General features: G+C 61.5%; 10 protein-coding genes. 4 read left to right on the plus strand and 6 right to left on the minus strand.

What is annotated here, in order from left to right; translation table 11 throughout:
* Nucleotides 1-285 precede the first annotated feature (285 nt).
* Nucleotides 286-759 carry an SgcJ/EcaC family oxidoreductase gene (locus ACIPHM_RS07325; protein ID WP_400326167.1) on the plus strand — a complete coding sequence of 158 codons (474 nt, stop codon included), beginning with the start codon at nt 286-288 and terminating at the stop codon, nt 757-759.
* Nucleotides 760-824: 65 nt separating this feature from the next.
* Here the strand turns inward: ACIPHM_RS07325 and ACIPHM_RS07330 are convergent, their stop codons facing one another.
* From ACIPHM_RS07330 to ACIPHM_RS07345, 4 genes are all read right to left on the minus strand, one after another.
* The gene (locus tag ACIPHM_RS07330) at nt 825-2366 is read right to left on the minus strand and encodes an amino acid permease (protein ID WP_400326170.1); all 1542 of its coding nucleotides are present in this window, start codon (nt 2364-2366) and stop codon (nt 825-827) included.
* Between the two features lie 405 nt (nt 2367-2771).
* Nucleotides 2772-2969 carry a hypothetical protein gene (locus ACIPHM_RS07335; RefSeq protein ID WP_400326172.1) on the minus strand — a complete coding sequence of 66 codons (198 nt, stop codon included), beginning with the start codon at nt 2967-2969 and terminating at the stop codon, nt 2772-2774.
* Between the two features lie 252 nt (nt 2970-3221).
* A complete protein-coding gene (locus tag ACIPHM_RS07340) occupies nt 3222-3503 on the minus strand; it encodes a hypothetical protein (RefSeq protein ID WP_400326174.1) in 282 nt (93 codons plus the stop codon).
* A gap of 79 nt (nt 3504-3582) precedes the next feature.
* On the minus strand, nt 3583-3795 hold the full coding sequence (locus ACIPHM_RS07345) for a cold-shock protein (protein WP_400326177.1): 213 nt from the start codon (nt 3793-3795) through the stop codon (nt 3583-3585).
* 585 nt (nt 3796-4380) lie between these two features.
* Between ACIPHM_RS07345 and ACIPHM_RS07350 the strand changes: the two genes are divergently transcribed.
* The 3 genes from ACIPHM_RS07350 to ACIPHM_RS07360 all read left to right on the plus strand — a co-directional run bounded on the left by ACIPHM_RS07350 (nt 4381) and on the right by ACIPHM_RS07360 (nt 7849).
* Complete coding sequence (locus ACIPHM_RS07350) at nt 4381-5916, plus strand: DUF1254 domain-containing protein (RefSeq protein ID WP_400326183.1); 1536 nt, start codon at nt 4381-4383, stop codon at nt 5914-5916.
* Nucleotides 5917-5950: 34 nt separating this feature from the next.
* Complete coding sequence (locus ACIPHM_RS07355; protein WP_400326186.1) at nt 5951-7420, plus strand: DUF1254 domain-containing protein; 1470 nt, start codon at nt 5951-5953, stop codon at nt 7418-7420.
* Between the two features lie 228 nt (nt 7421-7648).
* Nucleotides 7649-7849: a hypothetical protein gene (locus ACIPHM_RS07360; protein ID WP_400326189.1), complete on the plus strand. Its 201-nt coding sequence runs from the start codon at nt 7649-7651 to the stop codon at nt 7847-7849.
* Nucleotides 7850-7880: 31 nt separating this feature from the next.
* Here the strand turns inward: ACIPHM_RS07360 and ACIPHM_RS07365 are convergent, their stop codons facing one another.
* Together ACIPHM_RS07365 and ACIPHM_RS07370 are read right to left on the minus strand one after the other, a co-directional pair.
* A complete protein-coding gene (locus ACIPHM_RS07365; protein ID WP_400326192.1) occupies nt 7881-8084 on the minus strand; it encodes a hypothetical protein in 204 nt (67 codons plus the stop codon).
* A gap of 217 nt (nt 8085-8301) precedes the next feature.
* Nucleotides 8302-16968: a GH36-type glycosyl hydrolase domain-containing protein gene (locus ACIPHM_RS07370; RefSeq protein WP_400326195.1), complete on the minus strand. Its 8667-nt coding sequence runs from the start codon at nt 16966-16968 to the stop codon at nt 8302-8304.
* Nucleotides 16969-16980: the final 12 nt, after the last annotated feature.

Here is a 16980-nt window from a genome sequence, read left to right on the forward strand (position 1 = left end):
GGCGCGATTCTGCCTGAGAAAATCGTCACACGACGCCGCGTCGGACCCTTTTGGGATGCCCCGTTTTCACGGGGAAACCTCGCTATATGCTTTCCTTATCCCGGGATGAACTGCCATCTCGGGAGGACGGGATCGGTGCGGTTCGGGACTGAAAATCTAGCCCCGCAGCCATGTCGAGCCGGAGATGCGTCGTTACCCTGCCCGACGCGAGAATTCCGTCTGAGATTTCCCCAACAGTGCAGCGATGGGCACGATTGTGCCGTTCATGGCACACAAGGAGTCATCATGAAGTTCAACGCAAAGAAAGTCGCACTCGCCTGCGGTACCGGCGTGGCCGTCATGTTTGCTTCGACACAGGCGTTTGCAAGAAGCGAGACGTGCCACGCCACGCAGCAAAAGGAAATTGCTTCGCTCTTCGATCGCTGGAACACAGCGCTGGCGTCGGGCGATCCGGCCAAGGTCGATGCGAACTACGCCCCGGACGCTGTGCTCCTGCCAACGCTCTCCGACGAAGTGCGTACGACGTCGAAGGCGCGCGAAGATTATTTCACGCACTTCCTCGAGCACAAGCCGACGGGCAAGATCGATTTCCGCGAAATCAAGATTGGCTGCAATACGGCCATCGACACGGGTAACTATACGTTCACGTTCGATGACGGAAGCAAGGTCGCCGCGCGATACACGTTCACGTACAGTTGGCACCACGGCAAGTGGTTAATCACGACCCATCATTCGTCGCAAATGCCCAAGGCCAACTGACACGGAGATACCCATTTGGATGGCAAGCATCTGACAGGCCGCTGCCGAGTGCCGGCAGCGCCTGCCTAGAAAATCTCGGTAGCCGTTCTGGATGCCGGAATATCTCTGCGGGCGCTCGCGCGCGCGACGGGGAACCGCATGTCGCGGTACTTCACGAAGCGCGACCGGCGCACCAGCCGGTAGCCCGCCCAGATCAGCAGGAACAGCGGAATGCCGATATAAGTCGCGACCACGCCGCCCCAGTCGATCCTGTCCTGCAGGAAAGCCTCGTAGTTCTGACCCAGCGTGATGATGAGACACAGCACGAAGGCGAAGATCGGACCGAATGGGAAGAAGGGCGAGACATAGGGCAGATCGGTCAGATCGCGGCCTTGCTTGACATAGCCTCGACGGAACCGGTAGTGACTGATGGCGATGCCCAGCCACGCAATGAAGCCCGTCATGCCGGACGTGTTGAGCAGCCAGATGTAGACCGCGTTGGGACTGAACACGAAGGTGAAGAAGCACAAGGCGGCGACGGTGGCCGTGGCCAGCAGCGCCCAGAGCGGCACGCCGCTGCGCGAGATGCGGCCAAAGATGCGCGGCGCCTTGCCGTCACGAGCGAGGCTGTAAAGCATGCGCGTCGCGGCATACATGCCCGAGTTGCCCGCCGACAGCACTGAAGTGAGCACCACGGCGTTCATGACCGACGCCGCACCGAGCAGTCCGGCACGTTCGAAGATCAGGGCGAACGGACTGACGCTGATGTCGGTCACGTCATTGCGCAACAGGTGCGGATCGGTGTAGGGAATCAGCAGGCCGATCACCAGGATTGCCGCCACGTAGAACAGCAGAATGCGCCAGAACACCTGACGCACCGCGCGCGGCAGATTGCGTGCAGGGTCCTGGGATTCACCGGCTGCGATGCCGATGAGTTCGGTGCCCTGGAACGAAAACCCCACTACCATCGCCACGCCGATCAGCGCCGCGAAGCCACCGGCGAAAGGCGCGTCGCCCACCGTCCAGTTGGCCACACCGGTGCTCTCGCCGCCGCGAATGATACCCAGCAACATCATCACGCCCATCGCCACGAAAGCCAGCACGGCGACCACTTTGATCAGCGCGAACCAGAATTCGGCTTCGCCAAAGCCGCGTGCCGACAGCGCATTCAGGCCGAAGGTAATGGCAAGGAAGAGTGCACTCCAGTACACGCCGGGCACGTCAGGGAACCAGTACGCCATGACCAGTTGCGCGGCCACCAGATCGACCGCCACGGTCACTGCCCAGTTGTACCAGTAGTTCCAGCCCAGCGCGAAGCCGAAGCCCTCGTCGACATAGCGCGCGCCGTACGTCGAGAACGAGCCGGACACGGGCATGGCGGCGGCCAGCTCGCCCAGGCTGGTCATCAGGAAATAGACCATGAGGCCGATCAGCACATAACCCAGCAGGGCGCCGCCCGGGCCGGCCTGAGCGATTGTGGCGCCAGAGGCCACAAACAGGCCGGTGCCGATGGACCCGCCCACGGCAATCATCGTCAGGTGGCGCGCCGAGAGGGAGCGGCGCAATTCGGTGGGAGCCGATGCCCCCGCGCTGCCGCCCTCGCCGTACTGGTGTTCCGATAGTGCCAAAGTTGTGTTCCTCAAGAGCGAAAAAGGGCCCCCGGGCGTTGTCGGATTCCTGGTAACGAGCGTACATGACGATTTCCGCTCATCCCGGGCAACCGAAAACCGGTCGCAAGCTTTCCATGTCGGGGAAACTGAGCGCCCGTTTCGGAGACGTCGAAAAGGCCAGAGGGGAGGTATTGCGCAGAGCGTGGATTGTACTGCGGGTGCTGGAGATGGGACTACTTTTTGATTAGGTGCACGCCTCTTATGCAACGGATGGCTGACGCACACCACGGCCTTGGCATTCACGCGCGACGTGACTGCCAGGCCTGTGTCAAGCGGTTCGGGCGCAGATGGCCGAGCGATTCGGCAGGGGAAGCGTTACTCGCTGTTCCGCTGTATTCCCGTCGGCACGATGCGAATGACCTATTACCAGGACGGTCTGACGGTGTACGCGTGGCGGAAATAAGCGCGGCCAAACTCAGTCGGTTCAAAATGCCTGCCCACGCGATGTATCAACTCGCGAGCAAGCAGCGCGTTGATCACTGCGTCCGACGGTTGTTTGGGGCTTTTTTCTGCGATACGTTGAAGTGCAGCCGTGATGGCATTGGTGGAAAGGGCGAGCATGACATGCTCCTATAAGAGTTTTAGATGGGCCCTTGGTTACTCGTCTTTCGATCTAACTGGGCGGATTGTGCTTGTCGCGGGGGTGAGGGCAAAACCATTTGCCGATACGCCCATGCTGAGCAAGCCTCGTAGCCAGGCTTCTGCGACTAAACCCTATTGCGTAAGCCACGGATGAAACGCAGAAGAACCTTGTTCTGTCCGGCGGTTCGTACTCGCCATACAGAAACCATTTTGGCGCTGCGAACATTGTCGTCACACCTCCGTTTGGTTTCCATGAATGATGTCGTCGACTAACGAGCGCCCGAACTCATCGCCGGCGCGACGCGCGTCTCCGATGGCGTCGAAGAGCACGCTTTCGAGCCGAAACAGTTTCGGTTCGAAGGGCGACGCCGGGTCGTCTGCAGCGCTTTGAGAGATCCGCACTGAAACGGCAAGCGTTCGATCGTGTTTGTGTTCCGCAGGGGCGGCGTCCTGGTCGCGAAAAACGAACGTTTCCAGGCGATAACCTCTGTAGGAGGGTGTGACGTAGGCCATATTGCCTCCGGCTCGGCGAGTCGCCTCATGTCACCTGGCACATGAGCCCGGCGACGTGTGAGAGCGACAAGATTACGGGTTACGCGGGCTTGATATTTGACGCCTGCAAGCCTTTCGGTCCGCGTGTGACGTCGAAAGACACATGCTGATTCTCTTGCAGGGTACGGAACTCGGTGCGCCCCTGGGGCTGAATTTCCGAGAAATGCGCGAACAGATCGTCGCCGCCGTCATCCGGTTTGATGAAGCCGAAGCCTTTGCTGTCGTTGAACCACTTAACAGTTCCGGTGCTCATGCGAACTCCTGGTTTTCCCGGCGTGCTGCCATCGCAAAATGCGTGACTGGCCGCCAGTGGCGGACAAACAAGAAATTCAGAGATCGGAAGTGTCTCGCAAAGATCGGTAAGACCGACGCTGGATCAATAAAAGTCAGACTTGATGTTCGATACATCACTTATACGCGGGTTACTGCTTCGGCACAATCTATTTCGTGTCAGGGTGGCGGGCCGGTTTTGCGTTTCGTGCAACCCAGGCGCTCGACGACGTCAGGTATTTCCCATCTGGTCGCGGCGGTGCCGGCCAAGACCCCGCCTGAAACATTTCTCGAACCCATTGCGTCATGCGCTTTCATCAAAGCGACACAAATCCGGATGCGTAAATGAATGGTCGTTCAACTCCAGATGCGCATTCTGCGATGTTGACTTTTTGTGTCGGTTATCTAAAGATCATTAAACCTAATCGTTTCCGATAAGTAATTTAAATTATCAATTGGGATATTTATTTGAATGGAGTTCGCGCCGGAATGCCCTGCGGCGCCTTCGTGCCTGTGTCGTTTTTCCAGTTTTCGTCATGCCTTTGTTTTAATTCACTTGAGGGTGTAAATGACTTACGAGACGACGATTGTCCGCTGGCTTCTGGCTTGCTCGATTCTGACTGGCGTTGTCGGTGCGCAAGCGCAGACATCGCGCTTCGATGAGCTGGCTCGCATTCCCCTGACCGAGGGTTATCTTTCGCAAAGCGATTCGCGCACGCTCAAAGACGAACTTCTTTTTCAGCGCGCGGTGCAGTCTTATCTTTGGGCGCAACCGGCCTTGAATATCTTCGCGATGAAAGAAGGCTCGGAGAAGTTGTTCGGCAAGGGCTACAACATCTTGCCGGTCTGGAAGGAGCGTCTGAACGCCAGGACTCAGGTCACCACGCCAAATTCCGATGTGATCTACGCGATGGGTTATCTGGATCTGAAGCAGGATGGTCCGATGGTGCTGGAAGTGCCGCCGGGATTGCAGGGCATTCTGGACGACTTTTTCCAGCGCCCGATCTGCAACCCTGCGCCCGTCAAGGAAAAAACCTGGTATCCGGCGCCCTATGCAAAGGACATCTGGTGTGGCGACGTGGGCTTGCCCGGACCCGACAAGGGAAAGGGCGCGAATTACCTGATCATTCCCCCGGATTATCAAGGCGAAATCCCGAAGGGATACATCGTCTATCAGTCCAGAACATACAACGTGTTCGTGTTCTGGCGAGCGTTCTTCAAAGACCCGTCCAATTTATCGGAGCCGGTCGACCTGATCATGCGAACCCGGATTTATCCGCTCGGCAAGAAGAGCACCGCCAAGCCGATGCAATTTCCGGACGGATCGGCAGCGGCGCCGTACATGCTCTATCCGACGGACGGCTTGGCGTTCGATATGCTCTCGCGGTTTATCGATAGCGAGTACGTCGACCCGGCCGATGCGGACATGCGCGGTATGCTGGCCAGTCTCGGCATCATCAAGGGACAGCCGTTCAAACCCGACGAGCACACGCGCGACATTCTCGACAAGGCCGGTAAAACGGCCTACCGCATCGGGCGCGCAATTGCCTACGATCCCCCGCCGATCGTGCCCAACACGCGCTGGTATCCGGATCGCAAATGGGTGAACCCGTTCCCCGCCAATACCGACTTCGTCGGCCCTTCGTTCAAGTATCTCGATCTGCGCACGGGCTTCTTTTCGCTGGCGTATTCGGCGAGTCCCGCCATGGCGGTGAACATGGCCGGCATGGGGGCGAAGTATCCGGTGGCATTTGCCGATTCGGATGGCGATCCGCTCTCCGGGGGCAAGTCGTACAAGCTGCATCTGCCCAAAGATATTCCGGCCGGCATTTTCTGGTCGGTCACTGTCTACAAACCGGACACCGCGGCCGGACTGGCCAACGGGCAACCCTTCCCGTCGATCAATACGATGGATAAGCCCGACATGAACGCCGACGGTTCGGTGGATATGTACTTCGGGCCGACGCCTCCTGCCAATCACAGCAAGAACTGGCTGAAGACGGTGCCGGGCGAGGGTTTCTTTGTGATCCTGCGGCTGTACGGACCGCAACAGCCCTTCTTCGACCAGACGTGGAAGCCGAGCGACGTTGAGAAGGTTCGATAAATCGCCACGCAAACCATTACCGGAAACTACCGTCATGCATCGTATTCTTGCTTCCATGGGCGCCGTGGGTCTGGCGCTGTCGATCGCGTCGTCACCCGCCAATGCCGCTGCGCACAGCGGCGCCAACTATCCTTTCGAGAAAGGCTTTCCCACCGCAAAAGCCGCGCAGCACGCCAGCGACGACGCCGACTTTCAGCGTGCGTTGATCGCCTACCGTTTTTGGTATCCGACGGTTTCGGTGGAAGGGATCTTCAATGGCAACCGTGCCGTGGGCATTGCCGATGGCCAGCAATGGGGCATCGCGTCGACCGGGCCGCGACAGGTTGGGTTCACCCTCAACTCCGACACGCCGTACGGCTCCGGCGTCCTCGATCTGTCCAACGGGCCGATGGTGGTCGAGTTGCCACCAGGCCCGTTCATCGGCTTGATTGACGATCACAACCAGGGCTGGGTGCAGGATATGGGACTGCCTGGACCGGACGCAGGTAAAGGCGGCAAGCATCTGGTGTTGCCGCCGGGATACACGGGCAACGTGCCCGACGGCTATTACGTCGGTCACTCTCACTCCCTGAAAAACCTTGTGGCGGTGCGTGCGTTGCCGGTGGGCGGCGATGTTCAGAAAGCGCTCGACGGCTTGCGCTCGATCAAAATCTACCCGCTTTCGCAGGCGAGCAACCCAACGCCGCTGCCGGCCGTCGAGACGACACAGAAGGCGATGGACAGCACGTCCCTGCGATGGGAAGACAATTTGCAGTTCTGGGAGGTGCTCAACAAGGTGATTCAGGAAGAACCCCTTGTGCCTGCGTTCTTGCCGATGTACGGCGTGCTGGCGGAATTGGGTATCGAGAAAGGCAAACCGTTCACGCCGGACGCACGGATGAAATCCATTCTGACGCATGCCGCGAAGGACGGTCGCGCCCAGATGTTGGTCTCCGCCTTCGCGAGTGCGCGTCCCGATCGCAAGAATTGGCCGGATCGTCAATGGGAATGGGCCAGTCTGGTCTCGAACAACGCGCAGTTTTCCACGCCAGCGGGTATGGACTTGGAGGCGCGGGATCGTTGGTTTGCACAGGCCATCGTGGCGTCTCCTGCGATGTTCCGCCGAGATGCAGGCGCGGGCTCGCTCTACTGGCTGGGGGCGCGAGACAAGGACGGCAAATACCTGGACGGCGGTCGCAATTACAAGCTGACGATTCCTCAGCCGGTACCGGGCAAGCTCTTCTGGTCGGTCACCGTCTACGATGCCGCGACACGCTCGCAAGTGCAGACGGATCAGGACAAGGCGGCCTTGCGCTCACTGTTCGAATTGAAGGATGTCGATACCGCGAAGCCGGTCGATCTCTACTTCGGCCCGACTGCCCCCAAGGGACATGAGGGACGATGGATTAAAACGACGCCGGGCAAAGGCTGGTTCGCCTACATCCGTATCTATGGCCCCGAAGCCGCTGCTTTCGACAAGCATTGGAAGCCGGGAGATTTTGAAGCCGTGAAACAGCACGAATGACGAGATAACGAGATGACCAGCGGGGCCTCACGCCACCAATCACTCATTCGCGCATCAAGCACTTGCGCTGTGAGGTCCCGCGGTTACGGGAGAAAATCAATACGACGCGCGTGTCCTCGCGTGTGTACTATCCAATGAAGTGCCTCACGGTCCATTTCATTCGATTCAAGTGCACGGCAAGGAGGACATATGAGGCGTTCGATCGAGTATCGAGGCTTTGAGATTCACGTGGCTTTAGCGCCCACCACCGCCGGAATGTACGACGTTTCCTTTCGCATCATCGGCCCCCTGTGGCCGTCCGGCGTGGCCGCGTTCGGCGAGTGGGTGGCGCTTCAACAAGGGCCGTACTCGCGTAGATGGGCCTACCTGATTGCGGAAATTGCGGGACGCGCAGCCGTCGACCTCATCCTCGGCCCGGCCGAATCATGATCGGTCTGCGCGCTCGATCCCGCTGATCGTCTTACCTGGTTCCCCAATAGATCAGCAGGAGGATCGCGATCGTTACCGCGCCAAAGAACCAGGACATGCTTCTCATGATGTTCTCTCCCACAGCGAATCCGTCACCGTTATCTCCCATGTAGACGCGGGTAATACCACCGCCATCCACCACCGCATCCACCACCGCATCCACCACCGCATCCACCACCGCATCTACCACCGCCATCTGAGCGTGTTTGCGGCGCGGCAATAAGACTTGCCAAACTGTGTCGGCTCGAAGTGTTTCCCGACGCGCTGAATGAGTTCGCGAGCGAGCAACGCGTCAGTGACGGCGTCAGACAAGGGTTTCGCATCCTTTTCCGAAATACGTTGCATTGCGGCAAGGATCGCTTGCTTCGATAGGGCGAGCATATGACGCCTCCACTAGAAAATCTGCGCAGCGCTCACGCCGGTGGCAGAAGATGAATCAGCACCCGATGGGGATGTCCGTCGTCGATCAGCGGTATGTCCTGATCGCCGGGTTCCAGAAGATGTCCGTCGATGGTCACGGAGACGGGGCCCTGGCTCTGCCCATGCAGATTCACGACCGAGATCAGGTAGGTGGATTTACCGTACCGATAGTTCAGACGGAATCCGCGCCACTCGCGGGGAATGCACGGCTGAATGCTTAACGCGTTCCCGTGTTTGTGCAGCCCCAGAATGTTCTCGACGGTGCCGCGATACACCCATCCGGCCGCGCCGGTGTACCAGGTCCAGCCGCCTCGGCGCACGTGTGTGGGCGCGGCGTAAATGTCCCCGGCCATCACGTAGGGTTCCACCTTGTAGGCGTGCACGCCGGCACGCGTGTTTGCATGATGGATGGGATTGAGCATCTTGAGCATGTCGCCGGCGCGATTGCCGTCGCCCATTTGCGCGAACGCGATCATGCACCAGGTGGCGGCATGCGTGTATTGGCCGCCATTCTCGCGCACGCCCGGCACGTATCCCTTGATATAGCCCGGGTCGCGCTCCATCTTGTCGAAGGGCGGGGTGAGCAGCAGGATGAGGTCGTCGCCCGGGCGCACCAGATAATATTCGACGGATTCCATGGCGCGGCGCTGACGGTCGATTTCCCCGGCACCCGATATCACGCTCCAGCTCTGGGCGATCGAATCGATGCGGCACTCCGCATCGCCCGCGCTCCCGAGTGGCGTTCCGTCATCGAAGTAGGCGCGCAAATACCATGCGCCGTCCCACGCGCCGTTGTTCAGTGCGGCACGCAAACCCGTGGCATGCGAGCGCCATCGCGCCGCCGCTTCGCGCTCTCCCCGTGCATCGGCCAATTCGGCAAACGGTAGTGCTGTGGCGTGCAAAAACCATCCCAGCCAGATGCTCTCGCCCTTGCCTTGTTTCCCGACCAGATTCAGGCCATCGTTCCAGTCACCCCCGCCGATCAGCGGCAACCCATGCGCCCCTAGGGCGAGACTGCAATCGATGGCGCGCTGGCAATGTTCGAACAGCGTGCCGGTCTGTGTCGTGACCGTTGGCACGTAGTAGGCATTCTCCTCGTCGTCGGCGACGGCACGTCCTTCCAGATAGGGCAACAATTCATCGAGGATCGGCGTGTCGCCCGTGATCCGGACGTAATGCTCGACGGCGTACGGTAGCCAAAGACGGTCGTCCGAGATACGCGTGCGCACACCGCGCCCGGAGGGCGGGTGCCACCAATGCTGCACGTCCCCCTCGACGAACTGCCGCGCAGCCGCCCTGAGCAGATGCGCGCGCGCAAGATCGGCACGCGTATGAGTAAGTGCCATGCAATCCTGCAACTGATCGCGAAATCCGAATGCGCCGCTCGCCTGATAGAACGCCGAGCGTGCCCACAGACGGCAAGACACGACCTGATACAGCAGCCAGCCGTTGAGCATCAGATCGGTCGCCCGATCCGGTGTCTCGACCTGAAGCTGCGAGAGAATGCCGTGCCACTCCGATCTGACCGTTGCCAGCACCTTGGCAGGCGATGTCGAACGATACTGTTGCACGTATTTTCTGGCGGCCTCACGGTCGTGGGCCTGCCCCAGCATGAAGGTGAGTTCGACATGACCTCCCGGCGCCAGCGTGATCTGTGTGAGCAGCGCGCCGCAGGGGTCCATGCCCGCGCCGGTCGTGTTGCTGAGCAAGACATCGGGCATCAGCGCCGCAGGGTGTGCGAGATCGCCGTTGCGGCCAATGAACTCGGTACGGTCGCCGGTCCAACGCGTTTGCTCGCCCAGCCAGTCGATGAACGCGATGCGCGCACCGAAATCGGCGTTCCATGCATTGGTGGCAAACATCGCACCCGTGACGGCGTCCATCTCGGAGACGATAAACGGGGCGTTGCGCGAACGTTCGGTGCCGAGCACCCATTCGACGTAGGCAGCGACAGAAAGTCTACGAGAGCGTTTCGTCCGATTTTCGATGCGCAGCGTGGAGAGTTTGACCGGGTCTTGCCAGCTTACGAATTGCACGAGTTCGGTTCTGATGCCATGCACGGCGTGTTCGAAACGGCTGTACCCGAATCCGTGGGCAGCAATGTAACGCGTGTCTTCCAGCCGTATGGGCGACGCGGTCGGGCTCCATAACTGACCCGTATCGTCGTCGCGCAAAAAGAACGCTTCGCTACAGGGATCTACCACCGGATCGTTCGACCACGGTGTCAGTTGATTCTCATGGCTGTTCGAGCACCACGTATAACCCCCGCCGGACTCCGAGACCTGGAAACCAAACTCCGGATTGGCAACGATGTTGATCCACGGCGCTGGCGTGCGCTGGCCCGGCCCGAGCACCGTCACATACTCGCGTCCCTGATCGGAGAACCCGCCCAACCCGTTGAAGTACTCCAGCACCGGCGCGGGTAACGACGTGTCGGTGTAGTCGTCGCCGCGCGAAACGTGCGTGCGCGCGATGCCCGTCGGCTTCACGGAATCGCTGCGCCCCATGCGAACGACTTGTTCCTCCAGGCTGCCTTGTCTTGCCCCCGCGAGCACTACGCGGGCGGCGCTCAGCAGCAATGTCGTCTCTGTCGCGTCGAGGCCGTCGGCACGAATGACGGAGATGCCGCCACGCCGTCCGCTCTGCGCCGGCGTGACCTGCGTGCCGCTCACCATCGTCTGCAAAGATGTCTGCAAATCCTGGATATAGGAGACCTTGCGTTCGTTGAGAATGATGAGGTCGACCGGAACCCCTTTGCCTTGCCAGTATTCGTGCGCCCGCAGCAACTGTCTGACGATGTCGCGATCGTCGGGATCGTCCACGCGTATCAGGACGATCGGCAGATCGCCCGAAATGCCGAATCTCCACAGCGATGGGGCGCTAAGCGTATTGCGCTTGAGCATCTCGGCGCCCGGACGCATCGCCGGGTCCGCGTAGAGCACCCGGTTGGCGATGAACTGAAACAGATGTGCGTCGTCATCGGTGATGCCCAAATGGTGCAGATTGACCTGTCCCTGCGTCCACGCCAATGTCGAAATGCGCTGGAAACTTGCCGGGTCGTGGTACTTGTCGGTGAGGTCGAGCAGCGCCTGACGTGTGGGCGCCACCATCGTGGAAAACACCAGATGCTCGGTCGCACCGGACGCGACGGTGACGCTTGTTCGCAGGCTGAAAATCGGATCGAGCACCGGGCCGACCGTATTCGACAGCGGGCGCCCGTCCATGACCGCTACCGGATTGCGGATCGTGCGAGCCCGCGTGATGAAACGTGCCCGATCGGTCTCGTAGCCCACGTTGCCGCCGTGCGTCGTACTCGCCAGGACATGCGCCGCCCACAGCGGCGTATCGGTGCCGCCGCGCGGACGGCGCATGGCGAGCAGCCCCTGCACCTCCGGCAGATATTCCGTCTGCACGAACAGGTTGGAAAACGCGGGATGTGCCGTGTCGCTCGCCATCGGCGCCAGCACGACTTCGGCATAGGACGTGACTTCGAGCTCCCGCGCAAACGGTCCGTTATTGGTGATGGACAGCCGCCGGACTTCCGCGTTGTCTTCGGGGGACACCATGATTTCAAGCGTTGTGACGAGCGACCCCTCATGGCGGACGATGCTCGCACGGTCCTCGGAGAACGCCACGTCATAGCTATCGGGCTCGGTGCCCAGCGGCTGGAAGGTCGCGGACCAGATGGTGTCGTCGGCGGTGTCCCGCAGAAACAGATAGCTGCCCCAGGGGTCGCAAGTGAGGTCTTCGCGCCAGCGCGTCACCGCGGCGTTGCCGCACAGGCTGTAGCCGGAGCCGGCCGCCGTGACCATGACGGAATACTCGCCGTTGGACAGCAAGTGGGTGGCGGGCGGCGTTTGTCCTGCGGATTCGAAACGGCGTATCACGGGCACCGTTGCCTCGACGCCCAGCGGGGTGTCGGCAATATCGGGGGCGAGATCGACGGCGCATATTTCGCGAGGATTGGCCTCATGCAGCAGCAAGTCGGCGGCTCGCACGACGGCTTGTCGATGGAAGCGTTGCCGCATCACGTCGTCGAACAGCACGTTCGAGAGCGCCACCAGCGACATGCCCTGATGATGGGCCATGTACGTGCGTACCGGCACGGCGGCACAGTTGTTCGGCAGGCGCGAGGGCGTGTAATCGACGGCGTCGTAGTAGCCGAAAATGCCGCGAGCACCCACGGCGTCGAGCCGCTTCAGGTTGGCGATGGCGCCCGGCACGTCGTACATCGCGGCAAGCGCCGTGGCGTAGGGGGCAATCACCAGCGAACGGGTCAGGCCACGCTTCAACGCCAGCTCGGGCACGCCGAAATCGGCATATTGATAGGTCAGCGCCCGATCCCGAACATTGCAGGCCGACTCGGAGATGCCCCACGGCACGCTACGCGCCTTGCCGTAGGCGATCTGGCTCGCTACGGCAAGCGCGCAGGTCGAATCCAGCAGGCTCCGGTAGGGATAGTCCATCACGAGCGAGGGCATCAGGTACTCGAACATCGAGCCGGACCATGACATCAGCACTGCGGCCTTGCCGTAGGGCGCCATGATCCGTCCGAGCCGGAACCAGTGCGTCGCGGGCACGTCGCCCTTGGCAATGGCGATGAAGCTCGTGAGTCGCGCCTCGGACGCGAGCAGATCGTAGTACGAGTTGTCCAGGGTGCCGTCCGCCGGTCGATAGCCGATGGAGAACAGCCGCCGCTCCGGCGCAAACAGGAAGCGGAAATCCATCTCGTCGAACAGCTTGCGCGCCAACGCCGCAACGGCGGCGAATCGTTTTGCGATGGCGGCGTCCGGGGTTTCCGTGCCGGGCAGCGGTGCTCGCGTATGGCTGCGTGGCGCTTCGCCATTGGGCAGCACCGTCGGCGTGAGATCGCGCAGGTGGCTATCGACGTCGTCACGGATCGCCCCGGCCCAGTAAAGGACTTCGCTATGTGCCGCGTCGCCACGCTCATTGACGAAGGTCTGCACGAGATCGAGCAGCGTGCCGACAAGACGATCGATTTCGTGCCAGCGGCGGCGCCACCCCTCGGCAGCATCGGCAATGGGCGAGAGCTGTATGGACGGCGTCGATTTCAGGACCACGAGCTCCAGCGCGTTGAGCGCTTCGTAGAGATGGTTGCGGTCCACCGTGAGCGTTCGCCGGTCGTCTTTCTCATGGGCGATGGCTTCGCGCAGCAGCGCCACAGTGTCGAGAATGCCGTCGAGCTGCGCACGGTCGAAGATCGGTTGCAGCGGGATGTCTTCGCACGCGCTCGCGATCACCAGCAGATGTCCGGCCAGATTGCCGCTGTCCACGCTCGACACATATTGCGGCACCAGCGGGCTCAAATCGCGCGTGTCGTACCAATTCAAAAAATGCCCCTGGTGACGGGCAAGCGTCGACATCGTGCCGAGGGTGCGCTCCAGGCGTTCGAGCGTCTCCGTCACGCCAATCCACCCGAAGTCGCGCGCCGAGAGCACCGACAGCAAGTAGAGGCCGAAGTTGGTGGGCGAGCTGCGATGCGCGACCACCGGGCGCGGGTCTTCCTGAAAGTTATCGGGCGGCAGGTGGTGATTGTCGTCGTCGACAAAGGTCGTGAAAAAGCGCCAGATTCGACGGCCCGCCACGCGCAGGGCGTGGCGATCGCCGTTCTGCATGACAGAGGGACGCACGGGGCTGGGGCGGCGGCTGATCCATTGGGCGACGAACGGCGAGATGCCCCACAGGATCAGAAACGGCGACGCCCAGGGAAGGCTGTCGGGTCTGAGCCACGCGACGACGGCCGCGCACAGTGCCGTGAGCGTTACGGCGCCACGCAGCGACCAGAGAAAGTTGCCGACCGAGCGTCCGGCGTTCAGCTTGGCCTGCGCGGCCGTCACCCATTCGAGCAGGCGACGGCGCGAGACTGTCAGGCGAAATAGCGTACGCGCAACGGCGTCGGCGGACAGCCATGCCTGATTGGCCAGCATCGAGATCATGACAAACGTGCGCTCCACCGCGCTGAACATGTCCTGCCGAACGGCGCGCCAGTGGCTCGACATCGAAATGCCGGTTTGCGACGGCGCCAGTCCGGCGGCCACCATGAGGATGGCCGGGGCCGAGATGGCTAACAGCACCAGCGCCGACCAGATGCCGATCGGGGCCTGCGCGATGGCCCATGCGCCCACGAGCGTCGCCAGTGCGCCCGGCGCCGTCAGTGAGCGACGCAGATTGTCGAGCATCTTCCATCGGCCGGCGGCGGGAATCGCCTCGCCACGCCCGCCCAGAATCCACGGCAGCAGTTGCCAATCGCCTCGAATCCAGCGGTGCAACCGCGCGGCGGCCACCTGCGCATGCGATGGAAAGTCCTCGAACAATTCGATATCGGTGACGAGTCCACAGCGGGCGAAATTCCCTTCGAAGAGGTCGTGACTGAGAATCGAGTTCTCCGGAATTCGTCCCGCGAGCGAGGCCTCGAAAGCATCGACGTCATACAGGCCCTTGCCGATGTAGCTGCCTTCGCCGAGCAGGTCCTGATAGACGTTCGACACGGCCCCGGCGTAAGGATCGATGCCATATGGCCCCGAGAACAAACGGGAATAGAGGGTTCCCTCGCTCATCGTGGGCAATGTCGGCGTGATGCGCGGTTGCAGAATGCCGTAACCCGCCACGACGCGCCGCGATGCCGGATCGAAGTACGGGCGGTTCAGTGGATGCGCCGCAGTGCCGACGAGTTGTCGCACTGCGTCGATCGGCAAACGCGTGTCGCTGTCGAGCGTGATCACGTAGCGCACGCCGGGCGGCACTTGCGGTGCGCACCCGTCAATGTCCATGAAGGAGGTGTCCGTCGCGCCGCGCAGCAAGCGGTTGAATTCGTGGAGTTTGCCGCGCTTGCGCTCCCACGCCAGCCATTTGCGCTGCGTTTCGTTCCACAGCCGCCGGCGATGAAACAGGAAGAATCGTGGCGTCTCGGTAATGCCATCGGCACGACAGGTATCGCAGGGATACCTGTTGTTCAACGTTGCGATGCGTGCGCTGGCGACAGCCAGTAGCGGTATGTCGCTGTCCATATGCTCCGTATCCGAATCGCGCCAATCGGAGAGCAGGGCAAACCGGACGTCGCCGTCGGGATTGGCGAGATAGTGCACTTCCAGTTGTGCGACTTGTGCGGCGATGTCCGCCTCGTTGGTCAGCATCATCGGCACGACAACGAAGGTTCTGAGGTCCGGCGTGATACCGTCCACGAGATCGAGGCGCGGCAAGTGGCGAGGGGGAATCAGTCGGGTCAGTGTGCGGTCGATGATCAGCACCGCGAGTTCCGACGCCGGGAAGCATCCGCATATGGCGAGCAGCACAAGGCCGGTTACGCTCACCCCGGCGGTGGCGCTCAGCCAGACGGGCGCGCCCACCAGCAGCGCGCTCAGCAGACAGACGCCGCCGATGTAGGCGGCCACGCAATGGCGGGCGCTGTGCAGCCGCCAGCGATGGGTGAGCGGCGCGCGGTAGGCGATTTCGCGCTCGAATTCGCGACGTCCCGCTGACAGAAGGTAGTAGCCGGGATCCATGCGTCGTGGCATGTCGCCCATGCTCACGGCACTCCCCCCGCCCGTGGCCGCTGCCGCAGCCTTGAGGTTCAGGGCCTGAGTGACCTCAAGCTCCGATAACCCGGACCGCGCTGCAAGTTTCTCGATTTCGTGGCGATATCCGTCGCGAGTGGCGAAGTCCATATCCGCGTAACCGGTGTTGCGGCGTAGCAGCGCGTCGACCAGACTGACTTCCTCGAAGAGTGGCTGCCAATCGAACGCGCGCATGTCGCGCAAGCTGGTAATCACGTTGCGCACGCTCATGTTGGCCGCGGCCTGACTCGCATGTTCGGCCTGAACGACCTCGTCGGCCGATTGCCCCTGTTGCGCCAGTTGGTCGCTCAGCCATTGAAGGGATCTGTCCTGATAACGCAAACGCTGAATCAACTGGACCGTGAAAGCCGGTTCGAACGGCTCGACGAGACCCGCCCGTCCGGTCGGCCACTCGCCCGTCGTCGGCGACACGGACGCCTTGCGTGCGAGCAGCTCATCGGCGTAACGATCGGCTGCCTGCCGGTTGACCTGTGCCTGTGTGACGTGCGCGCACAAACGCCGCAGATTCTCGATCATTACGGCGCGCAGCGTGAGCGGCATGGCCCAGAGTTCCGCCATCGTCAGCGGTTCGACCTGCTGGTAGGCGAGAAGGAAGCAACTGAGCAGTTCCGGGTCGAAGCGGCTGTCTGTATGGGCCACGAACGCCCACAGCACGCCATAGATGCGCGGGTAGCCGCGCAAGGGACCATCGAGCAGGCGCGGTAACGAACGGAAGGACTTCGCGTTCAAGCCATGCCGAACCTCTCTGAACTGGTCCGAGACGGTGCGGAAGTTATCGAGCAGCCACTCTGCCGCCGGGGTGATGGAGCGACGCTGCAACGTGGCCTGCGCGGTAGCGTCATAGCATTTGCGCAGGACGCGCTCGTTATCGGCGGCGCGTGAGGTCAGCGATCGGGTACGCGGTGCGTGAGCGGCGACCTGCTGCGCCTGCGCCAGACTCAGCGCGTGCTGCTCCAGCCGGTCGCGGCTGAACAACTCGGCCCTAATGGGGGTTTCCGGAGGGCCGAATTCGCTCGCCCCCCGGGAATTTCCGGCAAAGTTGGCCATGCCTGGCGGTTTCCACATGCCGATGTCTCC

It is taken from the genome of Pandoraea sp. NPDC087047 (assembly GCF_044745225.1).
Taxonomy (GTDB): Bacteria; Pseudomonadota; Gammaproteobacteria; order Burkholderiales; family Burkholderiaceae; genus Pandoraea.

Bases quoted from the DNA above. Each gene is read 5' to 3' on its own strand.
- ACIPHM_RS07325 (WP_400326167.1), top strand. From the start codon at position 286: ATGAAGTTCAACGCAAAGAAAGTCGCACTCGCCTGCGGTACCGGCGTG.
- ACIPHM_RS07335 (WP_400326172.1), bottom strand. From the start codon at position 2,969: ATGCTCGCCCTTTCCACCAATGCCATCACGGCTGCACTTCAACGTATC.
- ACIPHM_RS07340 (WP_400326174.1), bottom strand. From the start codon at position 3,503: ATGGCCTACGTCACACCCTCCTACAGAGGTTATCGCCTGGAAACGTTC.
- ACIPHM_RS07345 (WP_400326177.1), bottom strand. From the start codon at position 3,795: ATGAGCACCGGAACTGTTAAGTGGTTCAACGACAGCAAAGGCTTCGGC.
- ACIPHM_RS07350 (WP_400326183.1), top strand. From the start codon at position 4,381: ATGACTTACGAGACGACGATTGTCCGCTGGCTTCTGGCTTGCTCGATT.
- ACIPHM_RS07355 (WP_400326186.1), top strand. From the start codon at position 5,951: ATGCATCGTATTCTTGCTTCCATGGGCGCCGTGGGTCTGGCGCTGTCG.
- ACIPHM_RS07365 (WP_400326192.1), bottom strand. From the start codon at position 8,084: ATGGCGGTGGTAGATGCGGTGGTGGATGCGGTGGTGGATGCGGTGGTG.
- ACIPHM_RS07370 (WP_400326195.1), bottom strand. From the start codon at position 16,968: ATGTGGAAACCGCCAGGCATGGCCAACTTTGCCGGAAATTCCCGGGGG.